19 protein-coding genes are annotated in these 18,757 nt (G+C 69.0%); 11 read left to right on the forward strand and 8 right to left on the reverse strand.

All coding sequences use genetic code 11. The features are described from left to right. Position 1 precedes the first annotated feature (1 nt). From AACG61_RS11080 to AACG61_RS11100, 5 genes are all read right to left on the reverse strand, one after another. On the reverse strand, positions 2 to 1,369 hold the full coding sequence (locus AACG61_RS11080; protein ID WP_411837187.1) for a DUF1800 domain-containing protein: 1,368 nt from the start codon (positions 1,367 to 1,369) through the stop codon (positions 2 to 4). Positions 1,370 to 1,437: 68 nt separating this feature from the next. Further along, a complete protein-coding gene (aspS, locus tag AACG61_RS11085) occupies positions 1,438 to 3,213 on the reverse strand; it encodes an aspartate--tRNA ligase (protein ID WP_411837188.1) in 1,776 nt (591 codons plus the stop codon). 75 nt (positions 3,214 to 3,288) lie between these two features. Then, positions 3,289 to 3,951 (reverse strand): CPBP family intramembrane glutamic endopeptidase, encoded by a 663-nt coding sequence (locus AACG61_RS11090; RefSeq protein WP_411837189.1) that lies wholly within the window; start codon positions 3,949 to 3,951, stop codon positions 3,289 to 3,291. Continuing rightward, positions 3,924 to 4,730, reverse strand: a complete 807-nt coding sequence (locus AACG61_RS11095) for a GH25 family lysozyme (RefSeq protein WP_411837190.1) — start codon at positions 4,728 to 4,730, stop codon at positions 3,924 to 3,926. The genes AACG61_RS11090 and AACG61_RS11095 overlap by 28 nt, the downstream gene beginning before the upstream one ends. 167 nt (positions 4,731 to 4,897) lie before the next feature. Beyond that, positions 4,898 to 5,221, reverse strand: coding sequence for a hypothetical protein (locus tag AACG61_RS11100; protein WP_411837191.1), 324 nt, complete (start codon positions 5,219 to 5,221; stop codon positions 4,898 to 4,900). A gap of 141 nt (positions 5,222 to 5,362) precedes the next feature. Between AACG61_RS11100 and AACG61_RS11105 the strand changes: the two genes are divergently transcribed. Next, positions 5,363 to 6,217: a glycosyltransferase gene (locus tag AACG61_RS11105; RefSeq protein WP_411837192.1), complete on the forward strand. Its 855-nt coding sequence runs from the start codon at positions 5,363 to 5,365 to the stop codon at positions 6,215 to 6,217. Continuing rightward, positions 6,217 to 7,032 (forward strand): NAD-dependent epimerase/dehydratase family protein, encoded by an 816-nt coding sequence (locus tag AACG61_RS11110; RefSeq protein ID WP_411837193.1) that lies wholly within the window; start codon positions 6,217 to 6,219, stop codon positions 7,030 to 7,032. Before AACG61_RS11105 ends, AACG61_RS11110 begins: the two co-directional genes overlap by 1 nt. Here the strand turns inward: AACG61_RS11110 and cobT are convergent. Further along, positions 7,029 to 8,897, reverse strand: a complete 1,869-nt coding sequence (cobT, locus tag AACG61_RS11115; RefSeq protein ID WP_411837194.1) for a cobaltochelatase subunit CobT — start codon at positions 8,895 to 8,897, stop codon at positions 7,029 to 7,031. The two genes, AACG61_RS11110 and cobT, sit on opposite strands and share 4 nt — an antisense overlap. 126 nt (positions 8,898 to 9,023) lie before the next feature. Between cobT and AACG61_RS11120 the strand changes: the two genes are divergently transcribed. Beyond that, entirely contained in the window at positions 9,024 to 9,602 is a 579-nt protein-coding gene (locus AACG61_RS11120; protein WP_411837195.1) for an NADPH-dependent FMN reductase, read from the forward strand. Here the strand turns inward: AACG61_RS11120 and AACG61_RS11125 are convergent. Together AACG61_RS11125 and cobS are read right to left on the reverse strand one after the other, a co-directional pair. Continuing rightward, positions 9,599 to 10,189, reverse strand: coding sequence for a hypothetical protein (locus AACG61_RS11125; RefSeq protein WP_411837196.1), 591 nt, complete (start codon positions 10,187 to 10,189; stop codon positions 9,599 to 9,601). The two genes, AACG61_RS11120 and AACG61_RS11125, sit on opposite strands and share 4 nt — an antisense overlap. Then, positions 10,189 to 11,160: a cobaltochelatase subunit CobS gene (cobS, locus tag AACG61_RS11130; protein ID WP_411837197.1), complete on the reverse strand. Its 972-nt coding sequence runs from the start codon at positions 11,158 to 11,160 to the stop codon at positions 10,189 to 10,191. The genes AACG61_RS11125 and cobS overlap by 1 nt, the downstream gene beginning before the upstream one ends. Before the next feature lie 157 nt (positions 11,161 to 11,317). Between cobS and AACG61_RS11135 the strand changes: the two genes are divergently transcribed. From AACG61_RS11135 to AACG61_RS11170, 8 genes are all read left to right on the forward strand, one after another. After that, entirely contained in the window at positions 11,318 to 11,872 is a 555-nt protein-coding gene (locus tag AACG61_RS11135; RefSeq protein ID WP_411837198.1) for a sigma-70 family RNA polymerase sigma factor, read from the forward strand. Further along, the gene (locus AACG61_RS11140; RefSeq protein WP_411837199.1) at positions 11,869 to 12,588 is read left to right on the forward strand and encodes an anti-sigma factor domain-containing protein; all 720 of its coding nucleotides are present in this window, start codon (positions 11,869 to 11,871) and stop codon (positions 12,586 to 12,588) included. Before AACG61_RS11135 ends, AACG61_RS11140 begins: the two co-directional genes overlap by 4 nt. Before the next feature lie 103 nt (positions 12,589 to 12,691). Beyond that, positions 12,692 to 13,258 (forward strand): fasciclin domain-containing protein, encoded by a 567-nt coding sequence (locus AACG61_RS11145; RefSeq protein WP_411837200.1) that lies wholly within the window; start codon positions 12,692 to 12,694, stop codon positions 13,256 to 13,258. A 211-nt stretch (positions 13,259 to 13,469) separates the two neighbouring features. Beyond that, the gene (locus tag AACG61_RS11150; RefSeq protein WP_411837201.1) at positions 13,470 to 14,471 is read left to right on the forward strand and encodes a DUF808 domain-containing protein; all 1,002 of its coding nucleotides are present in this window, start codon (positions 13,470 to 13,472) and stop codon (positions 14,469 to 14,471) included. A 108-nt stretch (positions 14,472 to 14,579) separates the two neighbouring features. Further along, entirely contained in the window at positions 14,580 to 15,893 is a 1,314-nt protein-coding gene (gene ugpB, locus AACG61_RS11155) for a sn-glycerol-3-phosphate ABC transporter substrate-binding protein UgpB (RefSeq protein WP_411837203.1), read from the forward strand. 78 nt (positions 15,894 to 15,971) lie between these two features. After that, on the forward strand, positions 15,972 to 16,850 hold the full coding sequence (gene ugpA, locus AACG61_RS11160) for a sn-glycerol-3-phosphate ABC transporter permease UgpA (RefSeq protein ID WP_411837204.1): 879 nt from the start codon (positions 15,972 to 15,974) through the stop codon (positions 16,848 to 16,850). Then, complete coding sequence (gene ugpE / locus AACG61_RS11165) at positions 16,850 to 17,698, forward strand: sn-glycerol-3-phosphate ABC transporter permease UgpE (RefSeq protein ID WP_411837205.1); 849 nt, start codon at positions 16,850 to 16,852, stop codon at positions 17,696 to 17,698. The genes ugpA and ugpE overlap by 1 nt, the downstream gene beginning before the upstream one ends. A 1-nt stretch (position 17,699) precedes the next feature. Then, positions 17,700 to 18,707: a sn-glycerol-3-phosphate import ATP-binding protein UgpC gene (locus tag AACG61_RS11170; RefSeq protein ID WP_411837206.1), complete on the forward strand. Its 1,008-nt coding sequence runs from the start codon at positions 17,700 to 17,702 to the stop codon at positions 18,705 to 18,707. Positions 18,708 to 18,757: the final 50 nt, after the last annotated feature.

Genomic DNA, 18,757 nt, shown 5'->3' on the forward strand with positions numbered 1-18,757 from the left:
ATCATCTCCGGTTGAAATCGGCCGAGGCCAGGACCAGCGCGATGCCTTCGGCCTGGCTCTCGGCGCGCGGCACGGCCCATTCCAGCGACCCCGAGGCCGTGTCGGCCAGGGTGCTGCGCAGGAAGGCGCGCGCATCGGGAAGGGGCGCGGCCAGCCGCTCGGGGTGGCTCATCGCCCAGGAGATCCGCATGGCCAGACCCTGCGGGCTGGCCCAAGCTGCGGCCTCCTCGGGCCAGCCGTCCGGACCGGGCGGGCCGACCCAGGGCTGCCCCATCACCGCCAGCGGCTGCAGCAGGACCGTCTGCAGATCGCGGCCGGGCATCGCCCGGATCCGCGCGCCGTCCAGCCCCAGGGCGCGCAGGCTGGCCGCCAGGAACTCGAAGGGCTGGCGCATCTTGGCGCGGAAATGCGTCTCCAGCTCGGGCGCCTCGGCCAGGGCCAGGTTCATCGCGCCCAGATCGCCGCCGCTGTCGACGAAGACGCCCGTCAGCCGATCGACCAGGGCCGCGGGCGGATCGTCGGCGATGAAATGCACGGCCATCTTGCGCGCGAGGTGCCGGGCCGTGGCCTCATGGCCCGCCAGCGCGTCGATGACCGCGCGGATGTCGTCCAGGCTGGGCTTGTCGCCGCCATAATCGCGCCCCAGCACCGTCTCGGCGCCCGGTTCGGCGCGGGAGGGGCGGAAGACGCCCGGCTGGCGCGGATTGTAGGTCAGCCCGGTCAGCAGTTCGGCCAGCTGTTCGACATCGCGCTGGCTGTAGGGCGCGCCGACGCCCAGGCTGTGCAGCTCGATCATCTCGCGGGCGTGGTTCTCGTTGAGGCCGGTCGCGCGCTTGGGGTTCTTGCGCGCCTCGACCGAATTCGGCCCCACCGCCCGCGCCTGGTCCAGAAAGCGCAGCATGGCGGGATGGGTCTCGGCCGCGAACATCATGTCGGCGAAGCGCCCGGAGAGATGCGGGCGGATCGCCTCCTCGACCATCGAGACCCCGAACAGGTCCAGATAGACCGTGCCGCCCCGGACGGTGAAGTGATCGGCCCAGAACGCCACCAGACGCTCTCCAAAGCCCGAGGGGTCGTCCACCGCCCGCGCGAAGCGACCGCGGATCGCGGCGGTGACGGCGCCGCGCAGCGCCTGACGGTGGCTGCGGTCGGCCTTGCGCGCATCGGGCTTGTCCTGGCGCAGGTCGCGCTTCAGCAGTTGGGCCGTCTTCTGCCAGTCGCGCACCTGATCCAGCGTCACCCCCTGAGGGTCCGGCGCGGTCGCGGCGGCGACAGCGGCGGCGACCCCTGCGGGATCGGCAGGCGGCGTCAGGCGCGGCGACAGGCCATAGCCGAGCCGCAGCGCCGCAAGATGGGCATAGCTGGTCATGCGAGGACGGACCCCTTGGCAGTTGCTGCTGCGCAGCACACTGCCATGATCCGCCCCCCGCTGTCAGGTCACTCTTTCGGCAACGTCCGCAGGCGCAGGTCGCGCATCTGCTCGTTGGTGGGCTCGCTCGGGGCGCCCATCATCAGGTCCTCGGCGCGCTGGTTCATCGGGAACATGATGACCTCGCGGATGTTCTGCTCGTCGGCCAGCAGCATCACGATGCGGTCGATGCCCGCGGCGCAACCCCCGTGCGGCGGCGCGCCATAGCGGAACGCCTTGACCATGCCGCCGAAGCGCTTCTCGACCTCGGAGGCCGGATAGCCGGCCAGCTCGAAGGCCTTGAACATGATCTCGGGCGTATGGTTGCGGATCGCGCCGCTGATCAGCTCATAGCCGTTGCAGGCCAGGTCGTACTGGTACCCCAGAACCTCCAGCGGGTCGCCCTGCAGCGCCTCCATCCCGCCTTGCGGCATCGAGAAAGGGTTGTGGCTGAAGTCGATCTTGCCCTCGTCGGTCTTCTCGTACATCGGGAAATCGACGATCCAAGCGAACTTGAACTGGTTCTCGTCGATCAGGCCCAGCTCGCGGCCGATCTCGGTGCGGGCGCGGCCCGCGACGGCCTCGAACTGGTCGGGACGGCCGCCCAGGAAGAAGGCCGCGTCGCCCTCGACCAAGCCCAGCTGTGTGCGGATCGCCTCGGTCTTCTCGACGCCGAGCGCCTTGGCGATGGGACCGGCGGCCTCGGTCGTGCCGTCCTCGGCCTTGCGCCAGAAGATGTAGCCCATGCCGGGCAGGCCCTGGCTCTGGGCGAAGGCATTCATGCGGTCGGCGAACTTGCGGCTGCCGCCGGTGGGCGCGGGAATGGCGCGGACCTGCGTGCCGTCCTGCTCCAGCAGCTTGGCGAAGATGCCGAAGCCCGATCCGCGGAAGTGATCGCTGACGATCTGCATCTCGATCGGGTTGCGAAGGTCCGGCTTGTCGGTGCCGTATTTCAGCAGGCTCTCGGCATAGGGGATCAGCGGCCAGTCGGCGTCCACGCGGCGGCCGCCGCCGAACTCCTCGAACAGGCCCTGGATGACCGGCTGGACGGTGGCGAACACGTCTTCTTGCCGAACGAAGGACATTTCCATGTCCAGCTGATAGAAGTCGGTCGGGCTGCGGTCGGCGCGCGGGTCCTCGTCGCGGAAGCAGGGGGCGATCTGGAAATACTTGTCGAAGCCCGCGACCATGATCAGCTGCTTGAACTGCTGGGGCGCCTGCGGCAGGGCATAGAACTTGCCCGGATGCAGCCGCGACGGCACCAGGAAGTCGCGCGCGCCCTCGGGGCTGCTGGCCGTGATGATCGGGGTCTGGAATTCGGTGAAGCCCTGGTCCCACATGCGGTTGCGGATCGAGCGCACCACCTTGGAGCGCAGCATGATGTTGTTGTGCAGGCTCTCGCGGCGCAGGTCCAGGAAGCGGTAGGCCAGCCGCGTCTCCTCGGGGTAGTCCTGATCGCCGAAGACCGGCAGGGGCAGTTCGTCCGCGGGGCCCAGCACCTCGATCTCGGTCGCATAGACCTCGATCTCGCCGGTGGGCAGCTTGGGGTTGACCAGCGACGCGTCACGCAACTTCACCCGCCCGTCGATGCGGACGACCGTCTCGGCCCGCAGCCTGTCCATCGCGGCAAAGGCCGGGCTGTCGCTGTCGGCCAGGACCTGCGTCATGCCGTAATGGTCGCGCAGGTCGACGAACAGCACGCCCCCATGATCGCGGACCCGGTGGACCCAGCCCGACAGGCGGACGGTGGTTCCGGCATCGGCGGCCTTCAGGTCGCCGCAGGTATGGCTGCGATAGGCGTGCATGAGCGTTTTCCCCAAGATTTCAGCCCCCGCACAAAGCGCGGGACGGCCGGGAAGTCAACCTCTCAGAATGGGCGCTCAGAACGGCCGCACCACATTGCCGCTGTAGAAATAGACCCCCATGCCGACCGCGAAGAGCACGTTGCCCGCCACCGCGTGCAGCGCCCAAGCCGCCGGAAAGCCGTGCCGCAGATAGGCGCGCGCGAAGAACCAGCCGCCCACGAAGGTCATGATCGCCACGATCCACGACCAGTACATCAGATGCGCGAAGGAGAAGACCGCCGCGTTCAGCGCGATGGCCGCCCGCCCCTCGGGCAGGATCGCGCCGTAGCGGTGAAAGAACAGCGGGCGGAAGATCAGCTCCTGCGGCAGGGCCGACAGGATCGGATAGAAGGTCCAGATGACCAGCAGGAATTCGGGCCGGTTGCGGGGCATGGCGAACAGCGCCTCGGGGCGGGTCCAGGCCAGGATCAGCCAGCCCGCCGCCAGCGTCGCCAGCGCGATGCCCGCCAGCTCCTGCCAGGGCATCCGCCGCCAGCCCCGCACCAGCACCCGCCAGCGGAACCCGCCGGTGATCCACAGCAGCGCCATTCCGGCCAGGCTGAACACCGCCAGCGCGGTGAACAGCCGCTCGGGCGGCAGGAACAGCGCGATGGCCAGCGGCGCCCCGACATAGAGCGCCGCGAACTCGACCCTCAGCCAGCGCCGCGGCGCTAGCGGACCAGACGCGCCTGCAGCCATCGTGCCCAATCCGCAGCCGATCCCACGAAGGCGTTGATGTCCGTGTCGCCCTGAATGCCCGGAACAATGCCCGTGCCGGTATACTGCCAGAAGGTCCAGCGCTGGCCCGGATAGGTGACACTGGGATGGTCCGCGACCGAGCGCAGCCAGAACTCCGCGTTCATGCGGCCCATCTGGTTCTCACGGTAGAAATCGACCGTGGTGTAGATGATCGGGCGCTGGCCGTAATGGCGGCCGACGATCTGCATGAAGACCTCGGCCTCGCGCAGCACCTCGGCGGCCGGGGGCCTGCGGGGGCAGTTGCGCGAATTGGTCCATTCCATGTCCAGGACGGGCGGCAGCGATCCGGCCTCGCGCGGGACGTTCCGGATGTACCAATAGGCGTTTTCGGCGCCAGATCGGCAGAAATAGTAGAAGTGATAGGCACCCCGCGGGATGCGGGCCTGCGCGGCCTCGTACCAGTAGCGGCGGAAGTTCGGGTCGGCATGGTCGCCCCCCTCGGTCGCCTTGATGAAGGCGAAACTGATGCCCGCGCCGCGCACCCGGTTCCAGTCGATGTCCCCCTGCCAGCGGGAGATATCGATGCCATGGACCGCGTGGCCATAGGGCGCGCCGTTGCGCCACTGATGCGGCGCCCGGTCGCCCAGCTGCGGATTCGCCCCCGGTCCGGGCGCCACCTGATAGCCCGAATAGCCGCCCCCCCGCGGCGGCGTGCGCCCGCAGGAGACGGCGAATGTCACCACCGCCAACCCCAGCAACAGCTTTGTCAGAAATTTCATGCCTGCCCCGTCCTTCCGTCAGAAGATACCGCCCGCGGCGCTTTGCGCGCCATTATCGGGCCGTTATCTCAAAACCGTGAGGCATTGTCATGGGTGCAGGGCGGTCACGGTTGCGTCAACCGCGACGTCGCGCGCCCCGGACGGCGGTCCGGGGCGCTTGGCAGTGATCAGTTCGCGGGTGCGGGGGCCTCGGCGGGGGCATCCTCGCCGGCCGGGCGGGCCGCCGTGCCGACCGGGCCAGTGGCGCCGTCGGCGGGCGTGTCGGCGCCCGGCGTGGTCGGGGCTCCGACATCCTCGCCCAGACCCTCGGCATCGGTGACGGGCGTGCCGGCCGGCGGCGGCGTGGTGGCGATGCCGTCGTTCTGTTCATCCGCACCGGGGGTGAAGACGAAGAACACCACCGCCGCGACCAGCAGGGCCAGGGCGATGGCGATGAGCGCGGGCTTGTGCTTGCGCGCGGCCTTTTCGGGATTCTCGTGATTGTAGGACATGGCGTGGGCTTCCTCTGTGTCTGGGGGCCAACGTCAGCAGGGGGACAGGGTTCCGCCGCGCCCCATGCCTGCGGCCGCTTGGCAAACCCCGCGACGCTCTGTCATGAAGGCCGCGAACCGCGCCCATCCGCAGGAGCAGCCATGACCCCGTCCGACCTGCCGCCCGCCCTTGTCGCGGACCGGCCCGCCGCCGCCGATCGCGCCTTCGTCACGCTGGTCACCAACGCCGCCTATCTGCCCGGCGCGCTGGCGCTGCTGCGCTCGCTGCGGCTGACCGGCACGGGGGCCGATCTGGCGGTGATGCATCGCAGGCTGGACGCGGCGCAACAGGATCAGCTGCGCGCCCTCGGCGCACGGCTGATCCGGGCCGAGCTGCTGGACACATCCGAAGCCTTCGACGTGGCCCATGCCCGCGACGCGCTGCATGCCCGCGCGGCCTTCCTGCGCGGAGCCAAGCCCGATTTCCACACGCCCTTGGACAATTTCGTCAAGTTGCGCCTGTGGCAGCTGGACTACGCGCGCTGCGTCTTCATCGACGCCGATGCGCTGGTCCTGCGGCCGGTGGACAGGCTGTTCGACTTTCCCGAATTCTGCGCCGCGCCCAATGTCTATGACGGGTTGGACGGGTTCGGGCGGATGAACTCCGGCGTCTTCACCGCCCGCCCGGACCCCGCGACCTTCGCGGCGATGATGGCGCATCTGGATCGGCCGGGGGTCTTCTGGCGGCGCACGGACCAGACCTTCCTGCAGGATTTCTTCCCCGACTGGCAGGGCCTGTCGATCCATCACAACCTGCTGCAATATGTCTGGACCCACATGCCCGCGCTGTGGGATTGGGGTCAGATCCGCATCCTGCATTTCCAGTACGAGAAGCCGTGGGAGGACCACGCCAAGGTCCCCGCCCTGCGACCGCTGATCGACCTGTGGCGTCATGTCGCGGCGGGCGGGACGATGCCCGACCTGATGGCGCTGCCAGCCCCGCCGGTCCCCGCCTGATGCGCGTCGCGCTGACCGGGGCGGGCGGCATCCTGGGTCAGGCGCTGTCGCGTGCATTGGCGGCGGCCGGGCACCGGGTGACGCCGCTGGACCGGGCGCATGGCTGGGCGCTTGGGCAGCCGGTCGATCTGGCGGGCCAAGACGCGCTGATCCACGCCGCCTTCGCCCACGCGCCCGGCCGCTATCGCGGTGGCGAGGGCGACGATCCGGCGGGCTTCGTCGCGGCCAATCTGGACGGCACGCGGCGGCTGTTCGACCAGGCGGCGGCGGCGGGCGTGGGGCGGGTGCTGTTTTTGTCCTCGCGCGCGGTGCATGACGGGCATCCTGCGGGGCTGCGGCTGCCGGACGATCTGCCCGCCCGGCCCACGACCCTCTACGGTCAGGTCAAGGCCCAGGCCGAGGCGCATCTGGCCGCCCTGCCCGTGCGCGGCACCGCGATCCGGGCGACCGGCGTCTATGGTCCGGGTGCGGCGTGGAAATGGGCCGGGCTGATCGCGGATTACCGCGCGGGCCGGCCCATCGCGCCCCGCGTCGCGACCGAGGTGCATGCCGACGATCTGGCCCGCGCCGCCCTGCTGCTGATGGACCGGGCGGAGGCACCCGCCACCGTCAACTGCAGCGATCTGGTGCTGGACCGGCACGACCTGCTGACACGGGTGCAGCAACTGACGGGCTGTCCGCACCCGCCGCCGCCCCGGGCGGATGCAACGGGGCTGCGCATTCCCGACTGCGCGGCGCTGACCGCTCTGGGCTGGCGCCCTGGCGGCACGGCGCTGCTGGCGCGCACGCTGGCCGACTGCGTGGATGCGCCCTAGCCCCGGCGCATCGCGGCCATGCCCAGGACGCGCGCGCGCTTGCGCGGGTCGCTGTCGAACAGCGCCGCCAGCTGTTCGGTGATCGCGCCGCCCAGCTGTTCGGCATCGGTGATCGTCACGGCCCGCTGATAGTAGCGGGTCACGTCATGGCCGATGCCGATGGCCAGCAGTTCGACCGCGCGGCGCTTCTCGACCATGGCGATCACGTCGCGCAGATGGCGTTCCAGGAAGTTGGCGGGGTTCACCGACAGGGTGCTGTCATCGACCGGCGCCCCGTCCGATATGACCATCAGAATCTTGCGCGCCTCGGGGCGCTTGGCCAGACGGCGATGCGCCCATTCCAGCGCCTCGCCGTCGATGTTCTCCTTCAGCAGGCCCTCCTTCATCATCAGGCCCAGATTGGGCCGCACCCGGCGCCAAGGCGCGTCGGCGGGCTTGTAGATGATGTGGCGCAGATCGTTCAGGCGGCCGGGCTGGGCGGGACGGCCCGCGGCCAGCCAGGCCTCGCGGGCCTGCCCGCCCTTCCAGGCGCGCGTGGTGAAGCCCAGGATCTCGACCTTGACGTTGCAGCGCTCCAGCGTGCGGGCCAGCACGTCGGCGCAGATCGCCGCGATGCTGATCGGGCGGCCGCGCATGGATCCGGAATTGTCGATCAGCAGCGTCACGACCGTGTCGCGGAACTCGGTGTCCTTCTCGATCTTGAAGGACAGCGGCATGGTGGGGTTGGCCACCACGCGCGCCAGGCGGCCCGCGTCCAGGACGCCCTCCTCCTTGTCGAACTCCCAGCTGCGGTTCTGCTGGGCCTGCAGACGGCGCTGCAGCTTGTTGGCCAGCCGGCTGACGGCACCGCGCAGGGGCTCCAGCTGCTTGTCCAGATAGGCGCGCAGCCGCTCCAGCTCGGCCGTGTCGGCCAGCTCCTCGGCGCGGATCTCCTCGTCCCAGGTCTGGGCGAAGACGGTGTAATCGGGGCTGGCCTCGCTGACCGGCGGCGGCAGGTCGGGCGGCATGTCGGAATCGGGCATCTCGGCCTCATCCGCCATCTCCTCGTCCGAACTGTCGTGCATGCTGACCTGGGCCTGACGCTCGTCCTGGGTCTGCTCCTGGCTGCGCTCGGGGCTGGCCTCGGCCTCCTCGCTGTCATCCTGGTCGCGCGACTGGTTGTCGCCGGATTCCTCGTCCTGCTCGGCATTCTCCTCGGCGTCGTCATCCTCGGGCTGGTCGGGATCGTCGCCCAGCTGGTCGCCATAGCCCAGATCGCTGATGATCTGCCGCGACAGGCGCGAAAACGCCGCCTGATCGGCCAGCGCCCCGTTCACGTCGGCCAGCGCGCCCGCCGCCTGGCTCTCCACGAAGGGACGCCACAGGTCGGCCACGTGCTGCGCACCGGGCGGCAGGGCGCGCCCCGTCGCCGCCTGCCGCAGGATATAGCCCGCCGCGACCGACAGCGGCGCGTCGGCCGGTGCCTTGATCTGGGCATAGCCCTTGCGGTCGGCCTCCGCGCCGATCCGCGCGTCGATGTTCGACAGCGCCCCCGGCATGTCCCGCGCGCCCAGGGCTTCGCAGCGCGCCGTCTCCATCGCGTCGTAAAGCTCGCGCGCCATGGGACCGGCGGGCGCATAGCGCGCATGGGTGCCCGCGTCATGGTGCCGCAGCTTCATCGCCAGGGCGTCGGCGGTACCGCGCGCCAGCAGCACCTCGTCGCGGGTCATCCGGCGGCTGACCTGCGGCAGGCGCATCGTATCGCCCGCGACACCCGCCGGGTCCGCGCTGAAGGTCACGGTCAGATCCGCGTCGTCTGCCAGGGCGCGGGTCGCCTCGGTCAGGGCCTTCTTGAACGGATCGGCGGGATTGTCGGACTTTTTCATGGTCTTTATAGACCACCACCCGCCGCGCCAGACAAGGCCCCGCGACGCGCCTGCGCGCAGCGGTCGCTGAACCCGGGGCGGGTCTTCGGTGTTGGGAGCCATCACATGTCCCGCAGGAGCCCCGCCATGTCCAAACCCCGCATCGCCGTCATCATCAGCTCGACCCGCGAAGCCCGCTTCGCCGACAAGCCCGCCGCCTGGCTCATGGAGAAGGTCAAGGACCACGACGCGCTGGAGTTCGAGCTGGTCGACCTGCGCGACCAGGACCTGCCCTTCTTCGACGAGGCCGCATCGAACCTCTGGGCGCCCTCCGAGGACCCACGCGCCGTCGCCTGGCAGCAGAAGCTGGCCGGGTTCGACGGCTTCATGTTCGTGGTCGCGGAATACAACCGTTCGGTCACCGGGGCGCTGAAGAACGCGCTGGACCAGGCCTACAAGGAGTGGAACCGCAAGCCGATGACCGCGCTGGCCTATGGCAGCCTGGGCGGGGCGCGCGCGATGGAGCAGTTGCGCCTGATCGCGATCGAGCTGCAGATGGTCCCCTGCCGCAACGCGGTCCATATCGGCGGCGGTGACTTCTTCAAGGTCTCGCCTCTGGGCGAGGACGCGCCCATCAGCACCATCGAGAAGAACCTGAAAGGCGCGCTGGACGCCACGCTGGAGGAGTTGGCCTTCTACGCCAAGCTGCTCAAGGACGCGCGCTAGTCGCGGCAGACATCCGGGGTCCGGTCTTCGGGCCCCGCCCATTTTCTCAGCGCGATGCGCGAGGGGGCGCCGATCTCCTCGCGCCGGGTGCCGTCGCCCCGTTCGACGATGATCCGCCCCGACAGCAGGTTCCAGTCGCAGCGCAGGCTGCTGCCGTCGATGCGGTCATAGCCCTCCTGCGTGAAGCCCGCCACGACCAGCGCGCCGTCACGCTCGGCCACGGTCAGGCGCCGCATCCATGCGGACCGGCCGATGGCGCTGTTGCCCGACACGATCTGCAACCCGCCCGCCGGGCTGATCTCCAGCGTGGCGACCTGCCCGGCCATCGGTCCGGTCCAGGCGATGCCGCGCGCGACCAGCAGCGGCTCGCCCGCCCGTTCGTCGGGGGCGCCCGTCACGATCACCAGATCGGCCATGTCTGGGTCGGTGCCCGCCATCAGGATGGCGCGCTCCTCTCCGATTGTGACGGCCACCATGTCCAGCACCTGCACCGACAGGATGCGCGGCAGGACGGCGGCCTCATCAGGGGTCAGTTCGGCCGCGGCCGGCGCGGCCATCATCAGCAGCAGCGCCAGCGCGGTCCGCATCAGCCGGCCTTGGCCGCCGCGCTTTCGGGCAGCTCCTCGTCGAAGAGGCGCTGATAGAACTCGGCCACGGTCTGGCGCTCCAGCTCGTCGCACTTGTTCAGGAAGGTCAGGCGGAAGGCATAGCCCACATTGTCGAAGATCCGCGCGTTCTGCGCCCATGCGATGACCGTGCGCGGGCTCATGACCGTGGACAGGTCGCCCTGCATGAAGGCGGTCCGCGTCAGGTCGGCCAGCGTCACCATCTGCCCGATGGTCCTGCGGCCCTTCTCGGTGTTGTAATGCGGCACCTTGGCCAGCACGATCGCGGCCTCGGCATCGTGGCGCAGATAGTTCAGCGTGGCGACCAGCGACCAGCGGTCCATCTGGCCCTGGTTGATCTGCTGCGTGCCGTGATAGAGGCCGGTCGTATCGCCCAGGCCCACCGTGTTGGCGGTGGCGAACAGCCGGAAATACGGGTTCGGCGTGATGACCTCGTTCTGGTCCAGCAGGGTCAGCTTGCCATCGGCCTCCAGGACGCGCTGGATCACGAACATCACGTCGGCGCGGCCCGCATCGTATTCGTCGAAGACGATCGCGGTGGGGTTGCGCAGGGCCCAAGGCAGGATGCCCTCGTGGAACACGGTGACCTGCTTGCCGTCGACCAGCTTGATCGCGTCCTTGCCGATCAGGTCGATCCGGCTGACATGGCTGTCCAGGTTGACGCGCACGCAGGGCCAGTTCAGGCGCGCGGCGACCTGTTCGATATGGGTCGACTTGCCGGTGCCGTGATAGCCCTGGATCATGACGCGGCGGTTGTAGGCAAAGCCCGCCAGGATCGCCATCGTCGTGTCGGGGTCGAACTTGTAGGTGCTGTCGATCTCGGGGACGCGCTCGGTCCGTTCGGCAAAGCCGCGCACCTTCATGTCGCTGTCCAGACCGAACACCTCGCGCAGGTCGATCTCTTCGGTGGGTTTCGCGTTCATGTCCAGCATCGGCCCTAGCCCTTTCCATCACATCGGCGCATTGATCGCCCATTCGGCCAGCCGGTGCAAGGCGCGGCAGGTCCTTGCCGGAACCGGGCGGCGCGCGTTGACGTGCCGGGAACGCGTTCATAAGGTTGCCCCGACCTGTGATAAGGAAATCCCGGCCTTGAATGACGCCCGCCGTTCCGAACTGGAAACGCTGATCGCGCGCATCGCCCTGGGCGACCGCGAGGCGTTCGACGCCCTTTACGACGCGACCTCGGCCAAGCTGCATGCGGTCTGCCTGCAGGTCCTCAAGGACCGCCCCGAGGCCGAGGAGACCCTGCAGGAGGTCTATATCCGCGTGTGGCAAAGCGCCGCGCGCTATGCCAGCAACGGCCTGTCGCCGATGACCTGGCTGATCACCATCGCGCGCAACCGCGCCATCGACCGGCTGCGGGCGCGCGGATCGCGCCCCGCCACCGCACCCGAGGATGCGGCCTCCATGATCGCCTGCACCGCGCCCGGCCCCGAATCGGCCACCATCATGGCCGAGGAGCGGCGGATGCTGGACGAATGCCTGTCCCGCCTGGCCGACGCCCAGGCCGGGGCGGTGCGCGCCGTCTATCTGGAGGGCGTCACCTATGCCGACCTGGCCGCCCGCGAGGGCATGCCCATCAACACCGTGCGCAGCTGGCTCAGACGCAGCCTGCTGCGGCTGAAGGACTGCGTGAGCCAATGACCCAGGACGCCCCCCTGACCCCGGAGCAGATCGACCAGGCCCTGGCGGCCGAACTGGCGCTCGGCCTTCTGGACGGCGACGATGCGCGCGCGGCCCAGGCCCGCGCCGCGGACGACCCGGTCTTTGCCTGCGCGGTCCGCGACTGGCAGGAACGCCTGGCGGGCATGGCCGAGGCGCTGACCCCGGTGATGGCGCCCGCCCGCGCCCGCCAGGGCATCCGCGAGCGGCTTGGCCATTCGCAGCCCCCCCTGGCCAGCGACCCGACGGCCCGCACGCCCTGGTGGCGCGGCCCCTTCGGCGCGCTGACCGGGCTGCTGGCGGTGGCGGTGGCGGTGGCGGCGACGGCGGCGGTGCTGTGGCTGCCGGGCCTTCAGGACGCACCCGCGACGCCCGACTTTCAGGCCCGCATCATGTCGCAGGACCAGAGCATGGCCGTCATGGCCCGCCTGGACGGCCGCGACATGGAGGTCGCGCTGGAAAGCGGCACCCCCGCCCAGGGCCGTGACTGGGAGATCTGGTGGGTCGCGGCCGACGGATCGGCGCCCGTGTCGATCGGGCTGGTGCCGCGCGACGGCGTGCTGCGCATGACCCTGCCCGATGGGCTGGAGCCGTCTGCCGACATCCGCATCGCGCTGTCGGACGAGCCGCAGGGCGGATCGCCCACCGGTCAGGCGACGGGACCGGTCATGGCCATGGCGCCGCTCACGGCGTTGTGACCGCAAGTTGACCGGTGGGCGGCGCAACTATCCGCCGCCCCATGCGTGTTTGGATGCACGGGGACGCCAGGATCGCGTCCCGAACCAAACCCGGAGGAAGTCCATGACCACCCGCTTTGCCAAAGTCGGCGCTTCGATCATCGCTGCCACCATCGCCCTGGGCACCCCCGCCCTTGCCCAGAACACCATGGTCGGCGGGGCCGAGATGCTGCCCAGCCGCAACATCGTCGAGAACGCCGTGAACTCGGCCGACCACACCACGCTGGTCGCCGCCGTGCAGGCCGCGGGTCTGGCCGAGACGCTCTCGGGCCCCGGTCCCTTCACCGTCTTCGCGCCCACCAACGCCGCGTTCGAGAAGCTGCCCGAGGGCACCGTCGAGACCCTGCTGGAGCCCGCCAACCTGCAGACGCTGCAGACCGTGCTGACCTGCCACGTCGTCCCGACCGAGGCGATGTCCAGCGCCGTGGGCCGCATGATCCAGCAGGGCGGCGGCTCGGCCCAGCTGGAGACCGTGGGCGGCTGCACGCTGACCGCCTCGATCCGCGCCAGCGACAATGCGCTGCAGATCGCGGACGAGAACGGCACCGTCGCCACCGTGCTGATCCCCGATGTCGACCAGTCGAACGGCGTGATCCACGTCATCGACACCGTGCTGCAGCCCGCGTCCTGATCCGACGCGACACGCAGCCGGTCGGGCGGACCCCCACTGTCCCCCGGTGACGCTCGACCGCCGGCCCGCGCAGCCCCCGCTGCGCGGGCTTTTCCCGTCCGCGGCAGCGTTTGGCGCGCGGTCGCGTGAAACCCCTTGCCCCGCGACGCGTTGCGCGTTCCAGATGGGCTGCGGCAGGTCGTCGCGGCATGACATATCAAGGGGACCTCGCATGAGCGGTCTGATCGCGCTGCTGGACGACGTGGCGGCAATTTCCAAGGTGGCTGCGGCCTCGATCGACGATGTGGCGGGCCAGGCGGCCAAGGCGGGGGCCAAGGCCGCGGGCGCGGTGATCGACGACGCGGCCGTCACGCCGAAATACATGAAGGGCTTTCACGCCGACCGCGAGCTGCCCATCGTCTGGAAGATCGCGCGCGGCTCGATCTTCAACAAGATGGTGATCCTGCTGCCCGTGGCGCTGGCGCTGTCGGCACTGGCGCCCTGGGCCATCCCGCCGCTGCTGATGCTGGGCGGGGCCTATCTGTGCTACGAGGGCGCGCACAAGGTCGCGCATCTGTTCCACAAAACCGACACCCATGACAGCGAGAAGCACATCCACCCCGAGGGCGACGGCGCCGCCCTGGAGGAGGAGCGGGTGCGCGGCGCGATCAAGACCGACTTCATCCTGTCGGCCGAGATCATGACCATCGCTCTGTCCACCATCCCGGTCGAGGACAGCCTGCTGATGAAGGGCATCATCCTGGCGCTGGTCGCGGTGGCGATCACGGTGGCGGTCTACGGCTTCGTGGCGCTGGTGGTGAAGGCCGACGACATGGGCCTGCACCTGGCGCAGCGCGGCACCGGGCCGCTGGCGGCCTTCGGGCGCGGAATCGTGCGTGTGATGCCGGGCTTCATGACCACGCTGACCGTGGTGGGGACGGCCGCGATGATCTGGGTCGGCGGGCAGATCATCGTCCACGGCCTGCACGAGCTGGGCTGGCACGCCCCCTACGAGACGATCCACCACTGGGCGGATGCCGCCGCGGCCGCCCTGCCCGCCGCGCCGGGTGTCGCGGCCTGGGTCGTCACGGCCTTCTGCGACGGCGTCATCGGGCTGATCCTGGGACTGGCGCTGATCCCCGCGGCCACGCGGATCATCTCTCCGCTGATCACGGCGGTGATGTCCGGTTTCGCGCAGGATCGGAAAAAACCGCAAGCGGACGAAACCCGTTGACCCAGGCCCCGCGACGTCACAAGACTGTCGCATTGGTGTTGTAGTCCCGTCGCAAAGAGCCGTTAGGCGGGGCGGGACCGCAGCCCCACAAGGGAGGGAAAACAGACCATGATCCGATACAGCACCGCATCCGCGGTGGCGCTGATGGCGTCGCTGACTGCCGCGCAGGCAGAAACGAACATCGAGTGGTGGCACGCCATGGGTGGCGAGCTGGGCGCGAAGCTGGAAGAAATCGCCCAGGGCTTCAACGACAGCCAGGACGAATACACCGTCACCCCCGCCTACAAGGGCACCTACCCCGAGACGATGACCGCCGCGATCGCCGCGTTCCGCGCGAACCAGCAGCCGGCCATCGTGCAGGTCTTCGAGGTCGGCACCGGCACCATGATGGCCGCCCAGGGCGCCATCGTCCCGGTCCATCAGCTGATGACGGATCACGGCCAGGACTTCGACGCCGCGGCCTTCCTGCCCTCGGTCGTGGGCTACTATACCGATACCGACGGCAACATGCTGTCGATGCCGTTCAACAGCTCTACCCCGATCCTGTACTACAACAAGACCGTCTTCGAGAAGGCCGGCCTGGACCCGAACACCCCCCCCAAGACCTGGGCCGAGCTGGAGCAGTTCAGCAAGCAGATCATGGAATCGGGCGCGGCGACTTGCGGCTTCACCACCCAGTGGATCAGCTGGGCGCAGACCGAGAACCTGTCGGCCTGGCACAACCAGCCCATCGGCACGCTGGAGAACGGCTTCGGCGGTCTGGACGCGCGCCTGTCGCTGAACGGCCCCGTGCAGGTCAAGCACTGGGAGAACCTCAAGCGCTGGTCCGACGAGGGCGTGTTCAAGTATGGCGGCCCGGTGGGCGCCGACAACGCGGCCCCGATGCTGTACTCGCAGGAATGCGCGATGATGATGGGCAGCTCGGCCAGCCGCGCGGGCGTCGTCGCCAACGCGACCGAGTTCGAGGTCGGCTACGGCATGCTGCCCTATTACGACGATGTCGAGGGCGCGCCGCAGAACTCGATCATCGGGGGCGCCTCGCTCTGGGTGCTGTCGGGCAAGACGGATGAGGAATACGCGGCCACCGCCGCCTTCTTCGAATACCTGACCCAGCCCGAGGTGCAGGCCGATTGGGCCTCCTTCACCGGCTACCTGCCGATCACGCAGGCCGCCTATGACGCGCTGGAGGGCTACTACGCCGAGAATCCCGGCGCCGACACCGGCATCCGCCAGATCACCCTGAACGAGCCGACCGCGAACTCCAAGGGCCTGCGCTTCGGCAACTACGTCCAGATCCGCGGCGTCATCGACGAGGAGTTCGAGCAGCTCCTGGCCGGCGACAAGGACGCGCAGGGCGCGCTGGACGCGGTCGTCAGCCGCGGCGACGCGCTGCTGGAGGAGTTCCAGGCCCAGAACCAGTAAGGGTTCGCCCGACAACGGCCGGGGCCGCGCGTCACGCGCGGCCCCGGTCTTTTCCCGTTCCACGTCCAGGGTCCCGCGATGAAGCGCACCATCTTCCGAAACCAGCTGCTGCCATGGCTGCTGCTGGCGCCACAGCTGATCATCACCTTCGTGTTCTTCCTGTGGCCCGCCGCCCAGGCCATCCGCCAGAGCTTCCTGCGCGAGGATGCCTTCGGCACCCGCACCACGTTCGTGGGCCTGGACAACTTCGCCCGGCTCTGGGGCAGCCCGGAATACCTCAACAGCCTGCAGGTGACGGCGGTCTTCGCGATCTCGGTCACGGTGCTGTCGATGGGGCTGTCGCTGCTGCTGGCCATCGCGGTGGACCGGATGATCCGCTCGGCGCGGGTCTACACGACGCTGCTGGTCTGGCCCTATGCGGTGGCGCCTGCGGTCGCGGGCATCCTGTGGTGGTTCATCTTCAACCCCACCATCGGCATCATGCCCTATCTGCTGGGCGGCCTGGGCTATGACTGGAACCACATCCAGGACAAGGGCGACGCCATGACCCTGGTCGTCATCGCCAGCGCGTGGAAGCAGATCAGCTACAACTTCCTGTTCTTCCTGGCGGGGCTTCAGGCGATCCCGGCCAGCCTGCGCGAGGCTGCGGCCATCGACGGGGCGGGCCCCGTGCGGCGCTTCTTCGACATCACCTTCCCGCTCCTGTCGCCGACGACGTTCTTCCTGCTGGTCGTCAACATCGTCTATGCCATGTTCGACACCTTCGGCGTGATCGACGCCACGACCGAGGGCGGCCCGGCGCAGGCCACCAACATCATGGTCTACAAGGTCTATTTCGACGGCTTCGTGGGCCAGAACCTGGGCTCGTCGGCGGCGCAGTCGGTCGTGCTGATGATGCTGGTGCTGGTCCTGACGGTGATCCAGTTCCGCTATGTGGAAAAGAAGGTGGCCTACTGATGATCGAAAACCGTCCCTTCCTGAACCTCGCCGCCCATCTGACGCTGATCCTAGGGGTCTGCGTGGTGGCGCTGCCGGTCTGGGTGGCCTTCGTGGCCTCGACCCACAGCGCGACCGCCTTCATGTCGGGCACCATCCCGATGTGGCCGGGCGACCAGATGATCCAGAACTACAGCCAGATGCTGGGTGCGGGCGTGTCCACCAGCGGCACCCCCCCGGTCGGCACGATGATGCTGAACAGCCTGGTCATGGCGCTGGCCATCGCCATCGGCAAGATCGCCATCTCGGTCCTGTCGGCCTTCGCGGTGGTCTATTTCCGCTTTCCGCTGCGCGGTCTGGCCTTCTGGTGCATCTTCGTGACGCTGATGCTGCCGGTCGAGGTGCGGATCGTGCCGACCTTTCAGGTGGTGGCCGATCTGGGCATGCTGAACAGCTATGCGGGCCTGTCGATCCCGCTGATCGCCTCGGCCACGGCCACGTTCCTCTTCCGCCAGGTCTTCCTGACCATCCCGGACGAGCTGACCGAGGCCGCCCGCATCGACGGCGCCGGCCCCATGAAGTTCTTCCGCGACATCCTGCTGCCCCTGTCGCGCACCAACATAGCAGCCCTGTTCGTGATCCTGTTCATCTACGGCTGGAACCAGTATCTCTGGCCGCTGCTGATCACCACCAGCAGCGACTATTACACCATCGTTGCGGGCATCAAGCGCATGGCCGACGCCGTGGACGGCGTCCCGCAGTGGCACCTCGTGATGGCGACGGCGATGATGGCCATGGTCCCCCCGGTGGTGGTGGTCATCGGCATGCAGCGCCTGTTCGTCAAAGGTCTCGTCGAGACGGAGAAATAAGATGGCATCCATCACCCTGAAGAGCCTCGGCAAGGTCTATGCCGGAGGCGCGCGCGCCGTGGGCGGCGTCAATATCGACATCGCGGATGGCGAGTTCCTGGTCCTGGTCGGACCGTCGGGCTGCGGAAAGTCCACCCTGCTGCGCATGGTCGCGGGGCTGGAGAGCATCAGCGAGGGCGAGGTCCGCATCGGCGACCGCGTGGTCAACGAGGTCGAGCCCGCCGACCGCGACATCGCCATGGTGTTCCAGAACTATGCCCTCTATCCGCACATGTCGGTGCGCCAGAACCTGGCCTACGGCCTGAAGAACCGCGGCACCCCCAAGGACGAGATCGAGCGTCGGGTCAAGATCGCCTCGGACATCCTGCAGATCGGCCCATTCCTGGACCGCAAGCCCCGCGCCCTGTCGGGCGGCCAGCGTCAGCGCGTCGCCATGGGCCGCGCCATCGTGCGCGAACCGGCCGCGTTCCTCTTCGACGAGCCGCTGTCGAACCTGGACGCGAAGCTGCGCGTCGCCATGCGCCTGGAGATCAAGGAGCTGCAGAAGCGTCTGCGCACGACCTCGATCTATGTGACCCATGACCAGCTGGAGGCGATGACCCTGGCCGACCGGCTGGTCGTGCTGAACGGCGGGCAGATCGAACAGATCGGCACGCCGCTGGAGGTCTATCGCCGCCCGGCCTCGGCCTTCGTGGCGGGTTTCATCGGCAGCCCGGCCATGAACCTGATCGAGGCCAGCGCGGTGCCGCATCTGCCCGGCACCGGGCATGCGGGCCATGTCGGCATCCGCCCCGAGGACCTGACCGTCAGCGCGGACGGCCCCATCGACATGCAGGTCACCGCGGTCGAGGAGCTGGGCGCGCAGCGTCTGGTCCATGGCCGCACCGGCGATGCGCGCATCACCATCACCCTGCCCTCGGACGCAGCGCTGTCGGACCGGATGCGCCTGTCCTATCGCCCCGGCGCTCTGCACCTCTTTGCCAAGGACAACGGCAAGCGGATGGACTGACGTGAATGAAACGTGAACACCCGCCTCTTGCGGGGCGGGCGTTCCGTGCT

It is taken from the genome of Paracoccus sp. ME4 (genome assembly GCF_046736325.1).
Lineage (GTDB): Bacteria > Pseudomonadota > Alphaproteobacteria > Rhodobacterales > Rhodobacteraceae > Paracoccus.